Annotated in this window: 13 protein-coding genes, 1 tRNA gene and 1 other RNA gene; 11 read left to right on the plus strand and 4 right to left on the minus strand. The window is 31.5% G+C overall.

Features of this window, described 5'->3' with window-relative positions:
* A complete protein-coding gene (gene glyS, locus B8063_RS04625) occupies nucleotides 1-2,064 on the plus strand; it encodes a glycine--tRNA ligase subunit beta (protein WP_085069979.1) in 2,064 nt (687 codons plus the stop codon).
* A complete protein-coding gene (gene ppdK / locus B8063_RS04630; RefSeq protein ID WP_085069982.1) occupies nucleotides 2,064-4,721 on the plus strand; it encodes a pyruvate, phosphate dikinase in 2,658 nt (885 codons plus the stop codon). Before glyS ends, ppdK begins: the two co-directional genes overlap by 1 nt.
* 5 nt (nucleotides 4,722-4,726) lie before the next feature.
* Here the strand turns inward: ppdK and nadC are convergent, their stop codons facing one another.
* Together nadC and nadA are read right to left on the minus strand one after the other, a co-directional pair.
* A complete protein-coding gene (gene nadC / locus B8063_RS04635; RefSeq protein WP_085069984.1) occupies nucleotides 4,727-5,563 on the minus strand; it encodes a carboxylating nicotinate-nucleotide diphosphorylase in 837 nt (278 codons plus the stop codon).
* 5 nt (nucleotides 5,564-5,568) lie between these two features.
* Complete coding sequence (gene nadA, locus B8063_RS04640; protein ID WP_085069986.1) at nucleotides 5,569-6,558, minus strand: quinolinate synthase NadA; 990 nt, start codon at nucleotides 6,556-6,558, stop codon at nucleotides 5,569-5,571.
* A gap of 58 nt (nucleotides 6,559-6,616) precedes the next feature.
* Here nadA and B8063_RS04645 point away from each other — a divergent pair.
* Nucleotides 6,617-6,702 (plus strand) — tRNA-Leu (locus B8063_RS04645).
* A gap of 23 nt (nucleotides 6,703-6,725) precedes the next feature.
* On the opposite strand, the gene ssrA is transcribed toward B8063_RS04645, so the two are convergent.
* Nucleotides 6,726-7,024, minus strand: a transfer-messenger RNA (tmRNA) gene (gene ssrA, locus B8063_RS04650).
* Between the two features lie 6 nt (nucleotides 7,025-7,030).
* Between ssrA and thyX the strand changes: the two genes are divergently transcribed.
* Nucleotides 7,031-7,978: an FAD-dependent thymidylate synthase gene (gene thyX / locus B8063_RS04655; RefSeq protein WP_085069988.1), complete on the plus strand. Its 948-nt coding sequence runs from the start codon at nucleotides 7,031-7,033 to the stop codon at nucleotides 7,976-7,978.
* Here the strand turns inward: thyX and B8063_RS04660 are convergent.
* Complete coding sequence (locus B8063_RS04660; RefSeq protein WP_085069989.1) at nucleotides 7,959-8,783, minus strand: Mrp/NBP35 family ATP-binding protein; 825 nt, start codon at nucleotides 8,781-8,783, stop codon at nucleotides 7,959-7,961. The two genes, thyX and B8063_RS04660, sit on opposite strands and share 20 nt — an antisense overlap.
* Nucleotides 8,784-8,835: 52 nt before the next feature.
* Here B8063_RS04660 and hflK point away from each other — a divergent pair, with 52 nt between their 5' ends.
* Genes hflK through ilvN form a run of 7 tightly spaced genes read left to right on the plus strand, consistent with a single transcriptional unit; the run spans nucleotide 8,836 to nucleotide 15,671 of the window.
* Nucleotides 8,836-9,927 (plus strand): FtsH protease activity modulator HflK, encoded by a 1,092-nt coding sequence (gene hflK, locus B8063_RS04665; protein ID WP_085069990.1) that lies wholly within the window; start codon nucleotides 8,836-8,838, stop codon nucleotides 9,925-9,927.
* Entirely contained in the window at nucleotides 9,928-10,797 is an 870-nt protein-coding gene (gene hflC / locus B8063_RS04670; protein ID WP_085069992.1) for a protease modulator HflC, read from the plus strand. It begins immediately after the preceding gene.
* 9 nt (nucleotides 10,798-10,806) lie between these two features.
* Nucleotides 10,807-10,992 carry a DUF2065 domain-containing protein gene (locus B8063_RS04675; protein WP_085069995.1) on the plus strand — a complete coding sequence of 62 codons (186 nt, stop codon included), beginning with the start codon at nucleotides 10,807-10,809 and terminating at the stop codon, nucleotides 10,990-10,992.
* Nucleotides 10,989-12,395: a Do family serine endopeptidase gene (locus tag B8063_RS04680; RefSeq protein WP_085069997.1), complete on the plus strand. Its 1,407-nt coding sequence runs from the start codon at nucleotides 10,989-10,991 to the stop codon at nucleotides 12,393-12,395. The genes B8063_RS04675 and B8063_RS04680 overlap by 4 nt, the downstream gene beginning before the upstream one ends.
* The gene (gene miaA, locus B8063_RS04685) at nucleotides 12,395-13,303 is read left to right on the plus strand and encodes a tRNA (adenosine(37)-N6)-dimethylallyltransferase MiaA (RefSeq protein WP_085069999.1); all 909 of its coding nucleotides are present in this window, start codon (nucleotides 12,395-12,397) and stop codon (nucleotides 13,301-13,303) included. Before B8063_RS04680 ends, miaA begins: the two co-directional genes overlap by 1 nt.
* A 53-nt stretch (nucleotides 13,304-13,356) precedes the next feature.
* Nucleotides 13,357-15,123 carry an acetolactate synthase 3 large subunit gene (locus tag B8063_RS04690; protein WP_085070001.1) on the plus strand — a complete coding sequence of 589 codons (1,767 nt, stop codon included), beginning with the start codon at nucleotides 13,357-13,359 and terminating at the stop codon, nucleotides 15,121-15,123.
* Nucleotides 15,123-15,671, plus strand: coding sequence for an acetolactate synthase small subunit (ilvN, locus tag B8063_RS04695; protein WP_085070004.1), 549 nt, complete (start codon nucleotides 15,123-15,125; stop codon nucleotides 15,669-15,671). Before B8063_RS04690 ends, ilvN begins: the two co-directional genes overlap by 1 nt.
* Nucleotides 15,672-15,682 lie beyond the last annotated feature (11 nt).

Here is a 15,682-nt window from a genome sequence, read left to right on the forward strand (position 1 = left end):
GTGTCTGAATTATTTATTGAACTATTTAGCGAAGAAGTTCCAGCAAAGTTACAAATCAAAGCAAGAGAACAATTAAAAGAAATTCTTTCAAATTTTTTTGAACAACATGGTGTAAAATATAAAGGTGAAATTAGAATTTTTTCAACACCAAACAGGATTGCTATTAATGCCAAAGGCTTTCCAAAAGAAGTTTTATTCAAGTCTAAAGAGGTAAAAGGTCCAAGTATAAATGCACCAGATAAAGCATTAGACGGCTTTTTAAATTCTAATCAAATAAATAAAAATAAGATTTATAAAAAAAAAACTGAAAAGGGAGAATTTTATTTTTTTAAGAAGCCACAGAAGAAGATAAGTCTTTATAACATGTTGAGAGAAAATCTTCCTCACATTCTGTTTAAAATTACATGGGAAAAATCAATGAAATGGGGGGAACATACCCTTCTTTGGGGTAGGCCATTGAAATCTATTTTATCAATATTTGATGGCAAAAAACTTGAGTTTGATTTTAAGCACCTGAAAAGTTCTAATCTCACTTTTATAGAAAAAGATATAGAAGAAAAAACTAAGTCATTTAATAACTTCGACCAATATTTAAAATTTTTTAAAACCAAAGGGGTAATTATTGACCACAAAAAAAGAAAGGATTTCATAAATTCTGAATTACAAAAGTTATCAAATAACAAAAATATTTTAATAAATACAAATGAAAGTTTATTAAATGAAATAACAAATATTGTTGAAAAACCGAAAGTATTAATTTGTGAGTTTGATAAAAAATTTCTAAACATACCTAAAGAAATATTGATTATTACAATGCAATCACACCAAAAATATATACCGACTTTTGACAAAAAAGAAAATTTAACAAACTTATTTTTTGTAATCTCTGATGCGAACGATAAAAAAGGACTTATTAAGTCAGGAAATGAAAGAGTTATTGATGCTAGATTGAGAGATGCAGAATTTTTTTGGAATAAAAACAAATCTCAAAATTTAGTTAAGCAGGTTACAAAATTAAAAAATGTCAATTACTTCAAAGGTCTAGGAACGTATTTTGATAAGGTTCAAAGAATGCGAAAACTCAGTGGTCTAATATCTGATGAATTTATGATTAGTAAAGAAAAAATAGAAATCGCATCAACAATTTGTAAAGTTGATTTAATGTCAGACTTAGTGGGTGAATTTCCTGAGCTTCAAGGTGTAATGGGAGGTTACTTTGCAGAAACACAAGGCTTTGAAAAAGATGTCAGTCTAGCTGTAGCAGAGCATTATTATCCTATTGGTATGGATAGTAAGTTACCAAAGAAAATTTATAGCATTGCTTTATCACTGAGTGATAAAATTGACTCTTTAGTTGGTTTTTTTGGAATTAATCTAAAGCCGTCCAGCTCAAAAGATCCTTATGCCATAAGAAGAACAGCAATAAGTGTGGTACGATTAATAATTGAAAATAACCTAACAGTAAAACTTAGAGATTTAATAAATTATTCTTGTATGTTTTATAAAGAACAAGGCTTTGAATTTGATTTAAAGAAATTGAATTTAGAACTTGGGGATTTTTTATATGAAAGGGTAAAGAACTATCTTAAAGAAAAACAAATTAGAAATGATATTATAGAAAGTGTAAGTCATAATTTTTCAATTGATGAATTATTAAAAGTTTATAAAAAAACAAACGTTTTAAATAAAAGCATAAACAAAGATTTTGGGAAAGATGTTGTTGCTATTTACAAAAGGTCCGCAAGTATTCTATTAAGCGAAAATAAAAGTTTATCCAATTTTAATGGCAATGTTGATCCAGGTTTATTTAAAAATGATTATGAAAAAAATCTTTATAAAAAAATACACGAAATTAAAAAATACTATTCAAGTGTAGGTAGAGACGAAAATTTTGAAGAAAGTTTAAAAATACTTTCATTTTGCAAATCAGAAGTTTATGATTTTTTTGAAAACGTTGTTGTAAACGATAATGACGAAACGATTAAAAAAAACAGACTAGAACTTTTATCAATGTTATGTAAGAGTTTTGATAACTATTTCAATTTTTCAAAAATAGAAGGTTAATGAAAAAGTATATATTTAATTTTAAATCTAAAGTTTCCAATAAAATAAACTTCTCAAAAAATATTCTGGGTGGAAAAGGTGCAAATTTATCTGAAATGGGCAGAATGGGCTTGCCAGTTCCACCAGGTTTTACAATCTCGACAGAAGTTTGCGAGTTATTTTACAAAAATAAAAAAAAAATAAATTATAAAATTTTAGGGGAAATTGATAAAGAGTTAAAAAATATTGAGAAAGACACTGGAAAAAAGTTTGGAGATTTGAATAACCCATTACTAGTTTCAGTAAGGTCTGGAGCAAGAGTATCAATGCCAGGCATGATGGATACTATTCTAAATTTAGGACTTAATGATGAAACAGTTCATGCTCTTGCAAATAGAACTTCAAATATGCGTTTTGCAAAAGATAGCTACAGACGTTTTATTCAAATGTATTCAAATGTTGTTTTAGGAGTTGAGAATTATAATTTTGAGGAATTAATTGAAAATTATAAATTAACAAAAGGCGTCTTGTTAGATACAGAATTGGATGAAAATGATTGGGATGGATTAATAAAAGATTTTAAAAATATTGTTAAGAAAAAAACAAATAAAGAATTTCCTCAAAATGTAAGAGAGCAATTGTTTGGGGCAATTAGTGCAGTTTTTTTATCCTGGGAAAGTCATAGAGCTAAAGTTTACAGAAAGTTAAATCAAATTCCATCAGAGTGGGGCACTGCAGTAAATGTTCAGTCAATGGTTTTTGGAAACATGGGCAATGATTGTGCAACAGGTGTGGTGTTTACAAGGAATCCATCCAATGGCAATCACCAGATATACGGGGAATATTTAATTAATGCACAAGGAGAAGATGTAGTTGCAGGAACAAGAACGCCACAACACATAACTAAAAAAGCAAGAATAGCCTCAAATGAAAGCTTACCGTCAATGGAAGAGTCTATGCCTATCGCGTACAAAGAATTAAAAAAAATATTACATAAATTAGAGAAACATTACAAAGATATGCAGGATGTTGAATTTACAATTGAAAATAAAAAACTTTGGATGCTTCAAACAAGATCAGGAAAAAGAACAGCTAAATCAGCTGTAAAAATTGCTGTCGATATGGTTAAAGAAAATTTAATTTCAAAAAAAGAGGCAGTATTAAGAGTTGAACCAAATTCATTAGATACTTTGCTTCATCCAACTTTAGATGAAAAATCAAATATAGAAATAATTGCGAAGGGATTGCCGGCATCACCTGGTGCAGCAAGTGGCAAAGTGGTATTTACATCAGATGATGCTGAAAGGTTAAACGCATCAATGCAAAATACTATATTAGTTCGAGTTGAAACTTCACCTGAAGATATTCATGGTATGCATGCTGCTAAAGGCATATTAACTGCAAGAGGAGGTATGACCAGTCATGCAGCTGTAGTGGCTAGAGGAATGGGAAGACCTTGTGTGTCAGGCTCAAGTGAAATCGAAATTGATTATGAGAAAAAATTATTCAAAGTTCAAGACAGAGAAATAAAAGAGGGAGATTTAATCACTATTGATGGATCTACTGGTAGGATAATTCTAGGTGAAGTGAAAACTGTTAAGCCTGAAATTTCAGGAGAATTTTCTAAGCTTATGAATTGGGCTGACAATTATAGAAAATTAAAAATACGAACAAATTCTGAGACACCTCTTGATAGCAAAATAGCAAGAGACTTTGGAGCAGAAGGAATTGGGTTATGTAGAACTGAGCATATGTTTTTCGACGAAGAGAGAATATTATCAGTTAGAGAAATGATACTTTCAAAAACTAAAGATGATAGATTATTAGCACTTTCAAAATTATTACCACATCAGAAAAAAGATTTTATTGATATTTTCAAAATTATGAATGGTTTGCCAGTAACAGTTAGATTATTAGACCCTCCATTACATGAATTTTTACCAAGAACTGATAAGGAAATAAGTGAAGTTGCAAGCTCGTTAAATATTCCAATTAAGGAATTAAAAGTAAGAATTACTGAACTTCATGAACAAAATCCAATGCTTGGGCACAGAGGTTGTAGACTTGGAATATCTTTTCCTGAAATTTATGAAATGCAGTGTAGAGCAATTTTTGAAGCTTTGGTTCAATGCAAAAAACAAAAAGTTAAATCAATAATACCAGAAATAATGATACCTTTAGTTTCAACCGAAGCTGAAATAAAAATTATGAAAGATTTAGTGATAAGGACTGCGAAACAGGTTGAGAGTGAAAAAAAAATAAAGTTAAATTTTTTGGTAGGTACAATGATTGAATTGCCTAGAGCTGCTATAAAAGCAAATGATATTGCTAAACATGCGGAATTTTTTAGTTTTGGTACTAACGACTTAACACAAACCACATTTGGTATTAGTAGAGACGATAGTGGTAAATTTCTAAACGATTATATTGAAAATAAAATATTTGATATAGATCCTTTTGTATCAATTGACGAGGGGGTAGCCGACTTAATCGATATCGCCTCTGAAAAAGGGCGTTCGCAAAATAAAAAAATAAAGTTAGGTATATGTGGTGAGCATGGAGGAGATCCAAAAAGTATAGAATTTTGTGCTAAAATAGGATTAAACTATGTTTCGTGCTCCCCTTACAGGGTTCCAGTAGCAAGATTAGCTGCAGCCCAGGCGCAATTAAAAAAATAAATAATTTATATTTCTAGTTTTATATCAATTGCCGAAACGCTTTGAGTTAACATGCCAATTGAAACTCTATCAACCCCAGTTGATGCAATTTTTTTGATATTATTCAAATTAACACCACCTGAGGCTTCCGTTGTGTATTTTTTTTTAACTAATTTAACAGCATCTTTAAGGTTTTTAATACTCATATTGTCTAGCAAAACTGTATCAAATTTTAGTCCGTATATTTTGTGTAATTGTTTTAAATTATCAACCTCGACCGTAATTTTTTTTCTTTTTTTATTTTTAATTGCCCTTTTAATAATATTTTCAAAATTCTTTTCCGAACTCAGATGGTTATCTTTAATTAAAAATTCATCGCTTAAATTAAAACGATGATTAACCCCTCCACCTAATTTGACAGCATATTTTTGAAGTACTCTTAAATTTGGTATAGTTTTTCTAGTACAACAGACCTTGGTTTTTTTTCCAGCTAGTCTTACAAATTTGTTTGTTTTTGATGCAATACCCGAGATATGGGAAACAAAGTTTAAAGCAACTCTTTCTCCTATTAGTATATTCTTAAGATTACCTTCAATTATTGCTACAATATTACCTTTTTGGATATAAGAGCCTTCTTTTTTTTTTATTTTAAATTTTATTTTTTTATCAATTAATTTAAATGTTTCTTTCGCAAATGCTAAACCACCAATGATTCCACTTTGATTACTTATCATTTTAACTTTTTTATTAATATTATTATTTATAAGATCTGAAGTTATATCACCCGAAGGATAAAGATCTTCATTCAGAGCTAATTTACATGTAGATTTTATAAATTGATTACTTAATAGAATATTTGACACAGATTTTATCTGCCTATTTCTGCCATTCTTTCTACAGACTTTCTTGCTTTTGCAATAGTTTGATCATCCATTACAAGCTCATTAGACTCATTTTCCAAACAATTTAATATTTTAGGCAACGTTATTCTTTTCATGTGAGGACATAGATTACATGGTCTTATAAACTCAACATTTGGATTATCAATTTGAACATTGTCACTCATTGAACACTCAGTAACCATCATAACTTTTTCAGGTTGATTATCTCTAACATACTTTATCATACCGCTAGTCGATCCAGCAAAATCAGATGCTTGAATAACATCAGGAGGACACTCAGGATGTGCAATTATTTTAATCCCAGGATTAGCTTTTCTAATTTCATTAATTTCCTCATCTTTGAATTGTTCATGAACTTCACAAGTTCCTTTCCATGATATAATTTCAGTATTTGTTTGCGAAGCAACATATTTAGCTAAAAAGTCATCAGGTAAAAATATAACTTTTTTAACTTTAAGAGACTCTACAATCTTAACAGCATTTGCAGATGTACAACAAACGTCTGTTTCTGCTTTTACCTCAGCAGAAGTATTTACATAAGAAACTACTGGTACACCTGGATATTGTTTTTTTAATTTTCTAACATCATCTCCTGTAATAGAAGATGACAAAGAACATCCTGCTTTCATATCAGGTAATAATACTTTCTTTTCAGGGCTCATTAATTTTGCCGTCTCAGCCATAAAATGAACACCGCACATAACAATTATATCTGCTTTTGTTTTCGCAGCTTCTACAGCTAAAGCCAAAGAGTCCGCCGAAAAATCTGAAATCCCATGGTAGATTTCTGGTGTTTGATAATTATGTGCTAGAATCACAGCATTTTTTTCTTTTTTAAGCTTATTGATTTTATAAATATATGGAGCGTGTGTAGCCCATTCAATTTCTGGAATTTTTTTTTGTACTTTTTCGTAGATTGAACTGGTTGCTTTTTTTATTTCAGCAGTGAATTCCATATTAAAAACTTATCAACTTGAATTAGAATTGTCATTCAATTAATCTGAGACATAATTTGCGGCCATGCTGAAATTGGTAGACAGGCACGGTTGAGGGCCGTGTGGGCCTAGCCCATGAGAGTTCGAGTCTCTCTGGCCGCACCAAATATTAAAAAATGAAATTTTAAAATAGGGGCGTTCTGTTGCCAGGTGCCCCAAACCCCGTAACTTAATTAATAAATTAATTAAGCTGCAAGTGCGTAACTTTCGTTAGCATTTATAAATTAGCCCATCACGGCGGAACAATACCGAACGAAAGAATAACTTTTAGACACCCGTCGATCCTAATTCACCCCCGTAAGTTGAAAATGGTGGAGGTGGTGGGTACTGCCCCCACGTCCGTAATGGTTATTACGAAATTCGTTTATCGTCATAGTTGGAAAACCAACCTTATTAATATAAAACCTAATTAAAGAGATTCAATATTTTATTCATGAAATTAACCAGCGAACAAGCACAAGAAATAAAAGATCAACAATCACAAGAATATAAGACTAAAAGAGTAACAGCGCCAGAATTAGAGAAAATTCTTTATGAGGCTCTTCCAATATTAGATCATGGATTTATTAGGGTAGTTGACTATATGGGTGATGATACTTCGATAGTTCAGTCAGCTAGAGTTTCTTATGGCAAAGGTACAAAGAAAGTCTCAACAGACGAAGGATTAATAAAGTATTTAATGAGACACTGGCATAGTACTCCATTTGAAATGTGTGAAATTAAATATCACGTTAAGCTTCCAATATTTATTGCAAGACAATGGATTAGGCATAGAACTGCAAATGTAAATGAATACTCTGCTAGATATTCAATCTTGGATAAAGAATTTTATTTACCAGCACCTGAGCATTTAGCAGCACAGTCGCAGAGTAATAGGCAAGGAAGAGGCGATGTTCTTGAAGGTGAAAAAGCTAAAGAAGTTTTAGAACTTTTAAAAGGAGATGCTGAGCAGACATATAATAATTATCAAACAATGCTTAATGAAAGATACGATGGTTCTGTAATTGATGAAAATGCAGTAGGACTTGCAAGGGAACTCGCACGTATGAATTTAACTTTAAATACTTATACGCAGTGGTACTGGAAAACAGATTTGCTAAACCTAATGAATTTTTTAAGGCTAAGAGCTGATCACCACGCTCAATATGAAATACGCGCTTATGCAGATGTAATGTTGGATACACTTAAAAAATGGGTGCCAATAACTTATGAGGCTTTTATGGATTATAGGGTAGGAGGAACAGAAGTTTCTGCAAAAGGAAAAGAAGTACTTAAAAAACTAATCAAAGGCGATAAAGTTGACATGGATCAATCAGGACTTTCTAAAAGAGAATGGAATGAATTAATGGAAGCTTTTGATCTTAAAGATAATTTGATTTAATTTTAGTTGCAAATTCCAAATAAATCTTAGAAATTTCATGATCGGGTTTGCTTTCAACTATTGGAGATCCCAAATCACCTTGCTTTCCAACCTCTGAATTAATTGGTATTTCACCTAAAAATTCTTTTTGAAATTCTTCTGCAGTCCTTTTAACACCACCTTCTCCAAAGATTGCATATTTTTTTCCATCATCACCAACAAAATGACTCATATTATCTATTAACCCAATTATTTTTACTTTTAATTTATCAAACATTCTTATTCCTCTTTTTACATCTTGAAGAGCAATTTCTTGAGGCGTGGAAACAATAATTGCTCCATCCATATTTATTTCTTGAGCAAATGTTAATTGCGTGTCTCCTGTTCCAGGAGGCATATCAACAATAATAAAATCTAAATCTTTCCAAGCAACTTTTTGTGTAAATGTTTTAATTGCACTTGTTACCATGGGTCCACGCCAAATCATTGGTGTCTGTTCATCAGTCAAAAAACCAATAGACATGCATTGAATATCATACTTAATAATTGGTTTTAAAGTCTGACCATCGCTTTCTGGCTTTTCATTTATTGAAAATAACTTAGGAAGAGATGGACCGTAAATATCAGCATCTAACAATCCAACTTTGCACCCAACTTTTTTTAAAGCTAAAGCAAGATTCGTTGCAAAAGTAGATTTACCAACTCCTCCTTTTGCACTTGAAATTGCAATCGTGAATTTGGTGCCTGGTATAGGGTTTTTTTGAAAGCTTTTTGGCTCAGTTTTAGCCTTCATTGTGTCACTAAGGCCTACTTTTTTGTCATTCATTGAAATACCATTACCTTGTTTTTAGCAATAAAGACACTATATACAGTGTCGTATGAATGATTTCAGAAATCAAAGCCCTTGGGGCAGACCTCCAGGAGGCGGCGGAGGCAACGGTGGATTTAGAAGAGGCCCAACTCCACCTGATATTGATGAAGTTATTAAAAAAGTTCAAAGTTTATTAAACAGATTTTTAGGTGGTGGCAAAGGTGGGGCTAAACCCATCATTGTTGGTTTATTAATCATAGTTACTCTTTGGGGACTTAGCGGACTTTATAGAGTACTTCCTGACGAACAAGGAGTTGTTTTAAGATTTGGAAAATTTGTAAATACTACACAACCTGGTCTTAACTATCATTTTCCATATCCAATTGAGAGTGTGATCACTCCAAAAGTTACAAAAGTAAACAGAATGGATATTGGTTTTAGATCTGAAAGAGACAGTGGATTTTCATCAGGCGGTGTTGCTGATGTACCAGAAGAAAGCTTAATGTTAACTGGTGATGAAAATATTGTTAACATCGACTTTTCTGTATTTTGGGTAATTAAAGATGCAGGAAATTTCTTATTCAAAATTCAAGATCCTGAAGGGACAGTAAAAGCTGCAGCAGAAACTGCTATGAGGGAAGTAATCGCTAGATCAAACATTCAACCAATTTTAACAGAAGGAAGATCAGTAATTGAGACAGAAACCCAAGAAATTATTCAAAAGATTTTAGATGAATACACTTCAGGTATTCAAATTACTCAAGTTCAAACCCAAAAAGCCGACCCACCAGATCAAGTTATTGATGCATTTAGAGATGTTCAAGCAGCAAGAGCTGATATGGAAAGATCTAAAAACGAAGCTGAGGCGTATGCAAATGATGTGATCCCAAGAGCACGGGGAGAAGCTCAAAAAATTTTACAAGCAGCAGAAGCTTATAAAAAAGAAGTAGTTGCAAAAGCAGAAGGTGAAGCTAGCAGATTTTTAGCAATTTATAATGAATATGCAAAAGCTAAACAAGTAACACAAGAAAGAATGTTTTTAGAGACAATGGAAACAGTTTTAGGTGACATTAATAAAATAATAATCGATAAAAATTCTGGATCAGGAGTAGTTCCTTATCTACCACTTCCTGAACTAAAAAAGGCGGAGAATAATTAAATGAAAGCTGGAAAAATTTTAATCCCGATTATAATTGTAATTGCTGCAACAATATTCTTTTCTATTTTTATAGTAAAAGAGGTAAATCAAGCAATTGTTCTTCAATTTGGTGATCCAAAAAGAATTTTATTAAAACCAGGTTTAAACTTTAAAATACCATTTATTCAAAACGTAGTTTTTTTAGATAAAAGAATTTTAAATTTAGATACTCCACCAGAGGAAGTAATTGCATCAGACCAAAAACGACTGATTGTTGATGCATTTGCAAGATTTCAAATTGTAGACCCACTAAAATTTTATATTTCAGTTGGAAATGAAAGAGTTGCAAGATCAAGACTCTCAACAATTATCAATTCAAGAATAAGAAACGTTCTTGGTCAACAAGAACTTCAAACCTTGTTATCTCAAGATAGAACAAAACAAATGACTTTAATTCAGGAAGGTGTAAATAATGAAGCTGAAAATTTTGGTATTAAAATTGTTGATGTAAGAATTAAAAGAGCTGATCTTCCACAAGCAAACAGTGATGCAATCTTTAGAAGAATGCAAACTGAAAGAGAGAGAGAAGCAAAAGAATTTAGAGCAAAAGGTGCTGAGATGGCAGTAACTATTACTTCTACTGCAGATAAAGAAGTGACAGTAATATTAGCTGATGCTCAAAAAAAATCAGAGATCATGAAAGGGGAAGGTGATGGTCAAAGAAATAAAATTTTTGCTGATGCCTTCGGTCAAGATCCAGAGTTTTTTGCTTTCTATAGATCTATGCAAGCATACGGTAAAGCATTTAATGCAGGAGAAACATCTATGATCTTATCTCCTGATAGTGAATTTTTTAAATTTTTTGGAAATATAAAACCTAAATCAGAATAAACTAATCCTATGAAGGAATTGATCATTGCATTTGGTCTGTTCTTATTCATTGAAGGAATTTTATATGCCTTATTTCCATCAAAAATGAAAAATATGCTATCAAAATTAAACGAGGTAAATGACAGTCAACTTCGTACAGGTGGATTGGTATTTGCAGTTATAGGGTTTTTAATAATTTGGTACTTAAAGTCATGAAAAAATATTTAAAGTCATTAGTTCTTCTTATCTTTTGTCTAAACTTCACAACTTTATCAAATGCAAAGGATATACCCGCTTCATTTGCAGATTTAGCTGAAAGATTAATGCCATCAGTTGTAAATATTTCAACAACTACAACAGTTACAACAAGATCAAATCCTTTCCCGTTCCAATTTCCTCCAGGATCACCATTTGAGGATATGTTTAAAGATTTTGGCACTCCTCAAGAGAGAAAAACAAGTGCATTAGGATCTGGATTTATTATTAGTGATGATGGAATAGTAATTACTAATAACCATGTAATTCAAGGTGCTGAGGATGTTTTTGTAAGAGTAAATGGAGATCAAGAGTTCAAAGCAAAAATTTTAGGTGCAGATCCTGGAATGGATCTAGCTGTTTTAAAAATTGAAAGTGATGAAAAATTTGTACCAGTGAAATTTGGCGACTCTGATAAATCACGAATTGGTGATTGGGTTATTGCAATTGGAAATCCGTTTGGATTAGGTGGAACAGTTACTGCAGGAATTATTTCAGCAAGGAATAGATCAATTGGGTTATCAAGATACGAAGATTTTATTCAAACAGATGCATCTATCAATCAAGGAAATTCTGGTGGACCCTTATTTAATATGAAAGGAGATGTAATTGGAATTAATACAGCAATCTTAGGACAATCTGGATCTATTGGAATAGGTTTTGCAATTCCTTCAAATAGTGCAGATAGAGTTATAAAACAATTAATAGAATTTGGTGAAACAAAAAGAGGATGGTTAGGTGTTAGAATTCAAACTGTTACAAAAGAAATTGCTGATGTTGAAAAATTAGATAAACCAAGAGGTGCTTTAGTTGCAAGTGTTGCAGACGGTAGCCCATCTGACAAGGGTGGAATTAAAGCTGGAGATATTATTTTAGAGTTTGACGGAAAACCAATTAAAGAAATGGTTGAACTTCCAAAAATAGTTGCACAAACTGATGTTGGAAAAAAAGTAATAGTTAAAGTTTGGAGAAATAAAAGAGAAATTACTAAAAATATTATTCTTGGAAGACTAGAAACTTCAGAAGACTTTAAACAAAAATCAATAATTACAGAAAAGCCAAAAGAAGTTGAAATTGAAGGATTAAAAATAACTGTAAGATTAGTTGATAAAAAAGATTTAGAGGAAAGAAAATTATCAAAGGATGTTACAGGAGTGGTGATTACTAAAATTGCACAAGATAGCCCAGTAAATTATTTGGAAACTGGTAACATTATTGTTGAAGCACAAAAGAAAAAAATTAACACCATTGGTGACTTAGAAAATATTATAAAAATTACAAAAAGAAGTTCAGAAAAAACTTTGTTAATTGCAATTTATAATAACCAAAATCAAAGAAGATATATTGGTGTTAAATTAGATTAATGGACCTTAAGTCCAAAATTATTTTAATCTCAGGACCCACTGCATCAGGAAAATCAAATTTTGCAATAAGCCTTGCTAAGAAAATAAATGGAGAAATTATCAATGCAGATAGTATGCAGGTATATAAAGAACTTCGGATCTTAACTGCAAGACCTAAACAAAAAGACTATCAAAAAATCAGACATCACTTATATGGATTTTTAAATGTTACAAAAAATTTTTCAACAGGGGAGTGGCTGAAGTTTTGTCAAAAAAAAATTAAAGAAATTCAATCAAGAAATAAAACACCAATACTTGTAGGTGGAACAGGTCTTTATTTTAAAGCACTTACTGATGGGTTGGTAAAAATTCCAAACATTCCTTTAAAAGTTAGAAATAAGATAAGAAATTTACAAAAAAAAAATGGACAAAAAAAATTTTATTCAAAACTTTTAAAACTAGATCCTTATATTAAAGGCAAAATTATTGAAACGGATGCCCAAAGATCAATTAGAGCATACGAAGTAAAGTATCATACGAAAAAATCTTTATTTGATTGGTTTAAAAACACAAAATCCAAGTTTCAAGATGAGGAATTTTTTAAAATTTATATCGATTATCCAAGACCTAAACTAATTGAGAGAATAGCTTCTAGATCAGAACAAATGTTAAAAGATGGAGCAATTAGTGAGGTTAAAAAATTTTTAAAACTTAAAATTAAGAAAGATAATAGCTCAAATAAGGTAATTGGTATTGCCGAGATTAAAGAACATTTGGAAAATAAATTAGATCTTAAAGAAGTTCATGAAAAAATTACTATAAAAACTAGACAATACGCTAAAAGACAAAGCACATGGGCGAGAGGTCAGATGTCGAGCTGGAATAAAATAAACTCCAAGGACCTAAAAAAATTTTTGAAAAAAATCTAATTTGAACACTCTTAAACTTGACCTTTAAGTACAACTTCAGCTAGATTGGCTGAATGCCAAAATTATTTTCTGGAGCTGAGATCGTATTTAAATGTCTTGAAGACCAAGATGTATCTCATATCTTTGGTTATCCAGGTGGCGCAGTGCTTCCAATATATGATGAATTAAAAAATCATAATTCTGTAAAACATATTTTAGTAAGACACGAACAAGGAGCAGGTCATGCTGCAGAAGGTTATGCAAGATCAACTGGAAAACCAGGTGTTGTTCTTGTTACATCAGGACCAGGTGCAACAAATGTAGTTACAGCTCTAACAGATGCTTATATGGATAGTGTACCTTTAGTTTGTATCTCTGGACAAGTGCCAACACACTTAATTGGTACAGATGCGTTTCAAGAATGTGACACTACAGGAATTACAAGACCGTGTACAAAACATAATTGGCTGGTTAAAGATATAAACGATTTAGCAGAAATAATGCATAAAGCATTTGAAGTTGCAACAACGGGTAGACCAGGCCCAGTGCTTGTTGATATTCCTAAAGATATTCAATTTCAAAAAGCACCTTACAAAAAATTTAAAAGAAAAAATAAATCAAATGGTGCAAGTCATAATAATTTTTCTCAAGAAAGTATTAATGAATTAATTAATTTAATGAGCAAAGCAACCAAACCGATTTTTTATACTGGGGGTGGTGTTATTAATTCAGGTCCTAAGGCCAGTGAATTACTGAGAGAATTAGTATATACAACTGGTTTTCCAATAACTACAACATTGCAAGGATTAGGATCTTTCCCGGGAGATGATAATCAATTTTTAGGAATGCTAGGAATGCACGGAACGTATGAAGCAAATAATGCAATGTACGAATGTGATTTAATGATCAACATTGGTGCAAGGTTTGATGATAGGATCACAGGAAAAATAGATGAGTTTTCTCCAAAATCTAAAAAAGTTCATATTGATATAGATCCTTCCTCAATTAATAAAAATGTTAAAGTAGATCTTGCAATTGTTGGAGATGTAAAATCAGTAATTACATCAACTTTAAAAACTTTAAAGAAATCAAAACCAAATTTTATAAGATCTAATAAACAAAAAACATCTAAATGGTGGGAAAAAATTCAAAAATGGAGATCAAAAAGATCTTTAGATTATATTGGCAGTGAAGAAACGATTAAACCTCAGTATGCAATAGAAAGATTGTATGAACTTACAAAAGACAAAGACACTTTCATAACTACTGAAGTTGGACAACATCAAATGTGGGCTGCACAACACTATAAATTTAACAAACCAAATAGATGGATGACATCTGGAGGGTTGGGAACCATGGGATATGGTTTGCCTGCAGCTGTTGGAGTTCAAATTGCACACCCGCAAAAGTTAGTAATTGATATTGCAGGAGAGGCATCTGTATTAATGACGATGCAAGAAATGTCTACTGCTGTGCAATATAGTTTGCCAATAAAAATATTTATTTTGAACAATGAATACATGGGAATGGTTCGACAATGGCAAGAATTACTTCATGATAAAAATTATTCTGAAAGTTATACTGCTGCGCTTCCAGACTTTGTTCAAATGGCGGAGGCTTATGGATGTGTTGGTATAAGAGCCAAAACACCTGAAGAATTAGACGATAAAATTATAGAAATGTTAAATACTGATAGACCAGTTATTTTTGATTGTTTAGTTGATAAGCAAGAGAACTGCTTTCCTATGATACCATCAGGAAAGCCGCACAATCAAATGATATTAGGTCCAAAAGATAAGGAACAGAATAAAATTACAGGCAAAGGAAGAACACTCGTTTAATGCCAAAATCAAAATCTGCATACAGCTTTGCTGGCAAGAAAGAGAAATTAGATACTCATATTATTGTAGTGTGGGTTGATAATGAAGCTGGTGTTTTAGCAAGAGTTGTGGGTCTTTTTTCTGGAAGAGGATATAATATCGAGTCTTTAGCAGTTGCAGAAATTGATTCAAAATTAAATATTTCAAGAATAACAATCGTTACAACAGGAACACCCCAAGTAATTGACCAAATTAAACTACAATTAAAAAAATTGGTTCCAGTGCATAAAGTTGCTGACTTTAAACGAGAAGATAAAAATGTGATATTTAAAGAGATGGCATTATTTAAACTTGTTGGAAATAATGGGAAAATCGATAAAGCCATTAAAGCTTGTAAAAAGTATAATGCTGTAATATTGGATAGCACAAATAAATCTAAAGTTGTTCAAATAACAGCACTTAGACGAGAAATAGATACAATGGCAAAAAATTTGAGAAAGTTTGGTCTAGTAAGTGTATCGAGAACTGGAGCGGTCGCTATGACTAGAGGTGAAAAAGTATTTAAATAATTAAGGAGAAA

This window comes from Candidatus Pelagibacter sp. RS40, assembly GCF_002101295.1.
Classification (GTDB): domain Bacteria; phylum Pseudomonadota; class Alphaproteobacteria; order Pelagibacterales; family Pelagibacteraceae; genus Pelagibacter.

Excerpts from the sequence above, each read along its gene's own strand:
- ilvN (WP_085070004.1), top strand. The coding sequence starts at position 15,123 with ATGCCAAAATCAAAATCTGCATACAGCTTTGCTGGCAAGAAAGAGAAA.
- miaA (WP_085069999.1), top strand. The coding sequence starts at position 12,395 with ATGGACCTTAAGTCCAAAATTATTTTAATCTCAGGACCCACTGCATCA.
- B8063_RS04680 (WP_085069997.1), top strand. The coding sequence starts at position 10,989 with ATGAAAAAATATTTAAAGTCATTAGTTCTTCTTATCTTTTGTCTAAAC.
- B8063_RS04675 (WP_085069995.1), top strand. The coding sequence starts at position 10,807 with ATGAAGGAATTGATCATTGCATTTGGTCTGTTCTTATTCATTGAAGGA.
- hflC (WP_085069992.1), top strand. The coding sequence starts at position 9,928 with ATGAAAGCTGGAAAAATTTTAATCCCGATTATAATTGTAATTGCTGCA.
- thyX (WP_085069988.1), top strand. The coding sequence starts at position 7,031 with ATGAAATTAACCAGCGAACAAGCACAAGAAATAAAAGATCAACAATCA.
- hflK (WP_085069990.1), top strand. The coding sequence starts at position 8,836 with ATGAATGATTTCAGAAATCAAAGCCCTTGGGGCAGACCTCCAGGAGGC.
- ppdK (WP_085069982.1), top strand. The coding sequence starts at position 2,064 with ATGAAAAAGTATATATTTAATTTTAAATCTAAAGTTTCCAATAAAATA.
- B8063_RS04660 (WP_085069989.1), bottom strand. The coding sequence starts at position 8,783 with ATGAATGACAAAAAAGTAGGCCTTAGTGACACAATGAAGGCTAAAACT.
- nadA (WP_085069986.1), bottom strand. The coding sequence starts at position 6,558 with ATGGAATTCACTGCTGAAATAAAAAAAGCAACCAGTTCAATCTACGAA.
- B8063_RS04690 (WP_085070001.1), top strand. The coding sequence starts at position 13,357 with ATGCCAAAATTATTTTCTGGAGCTGAGATCGTATTTAAATGTCTTGAA.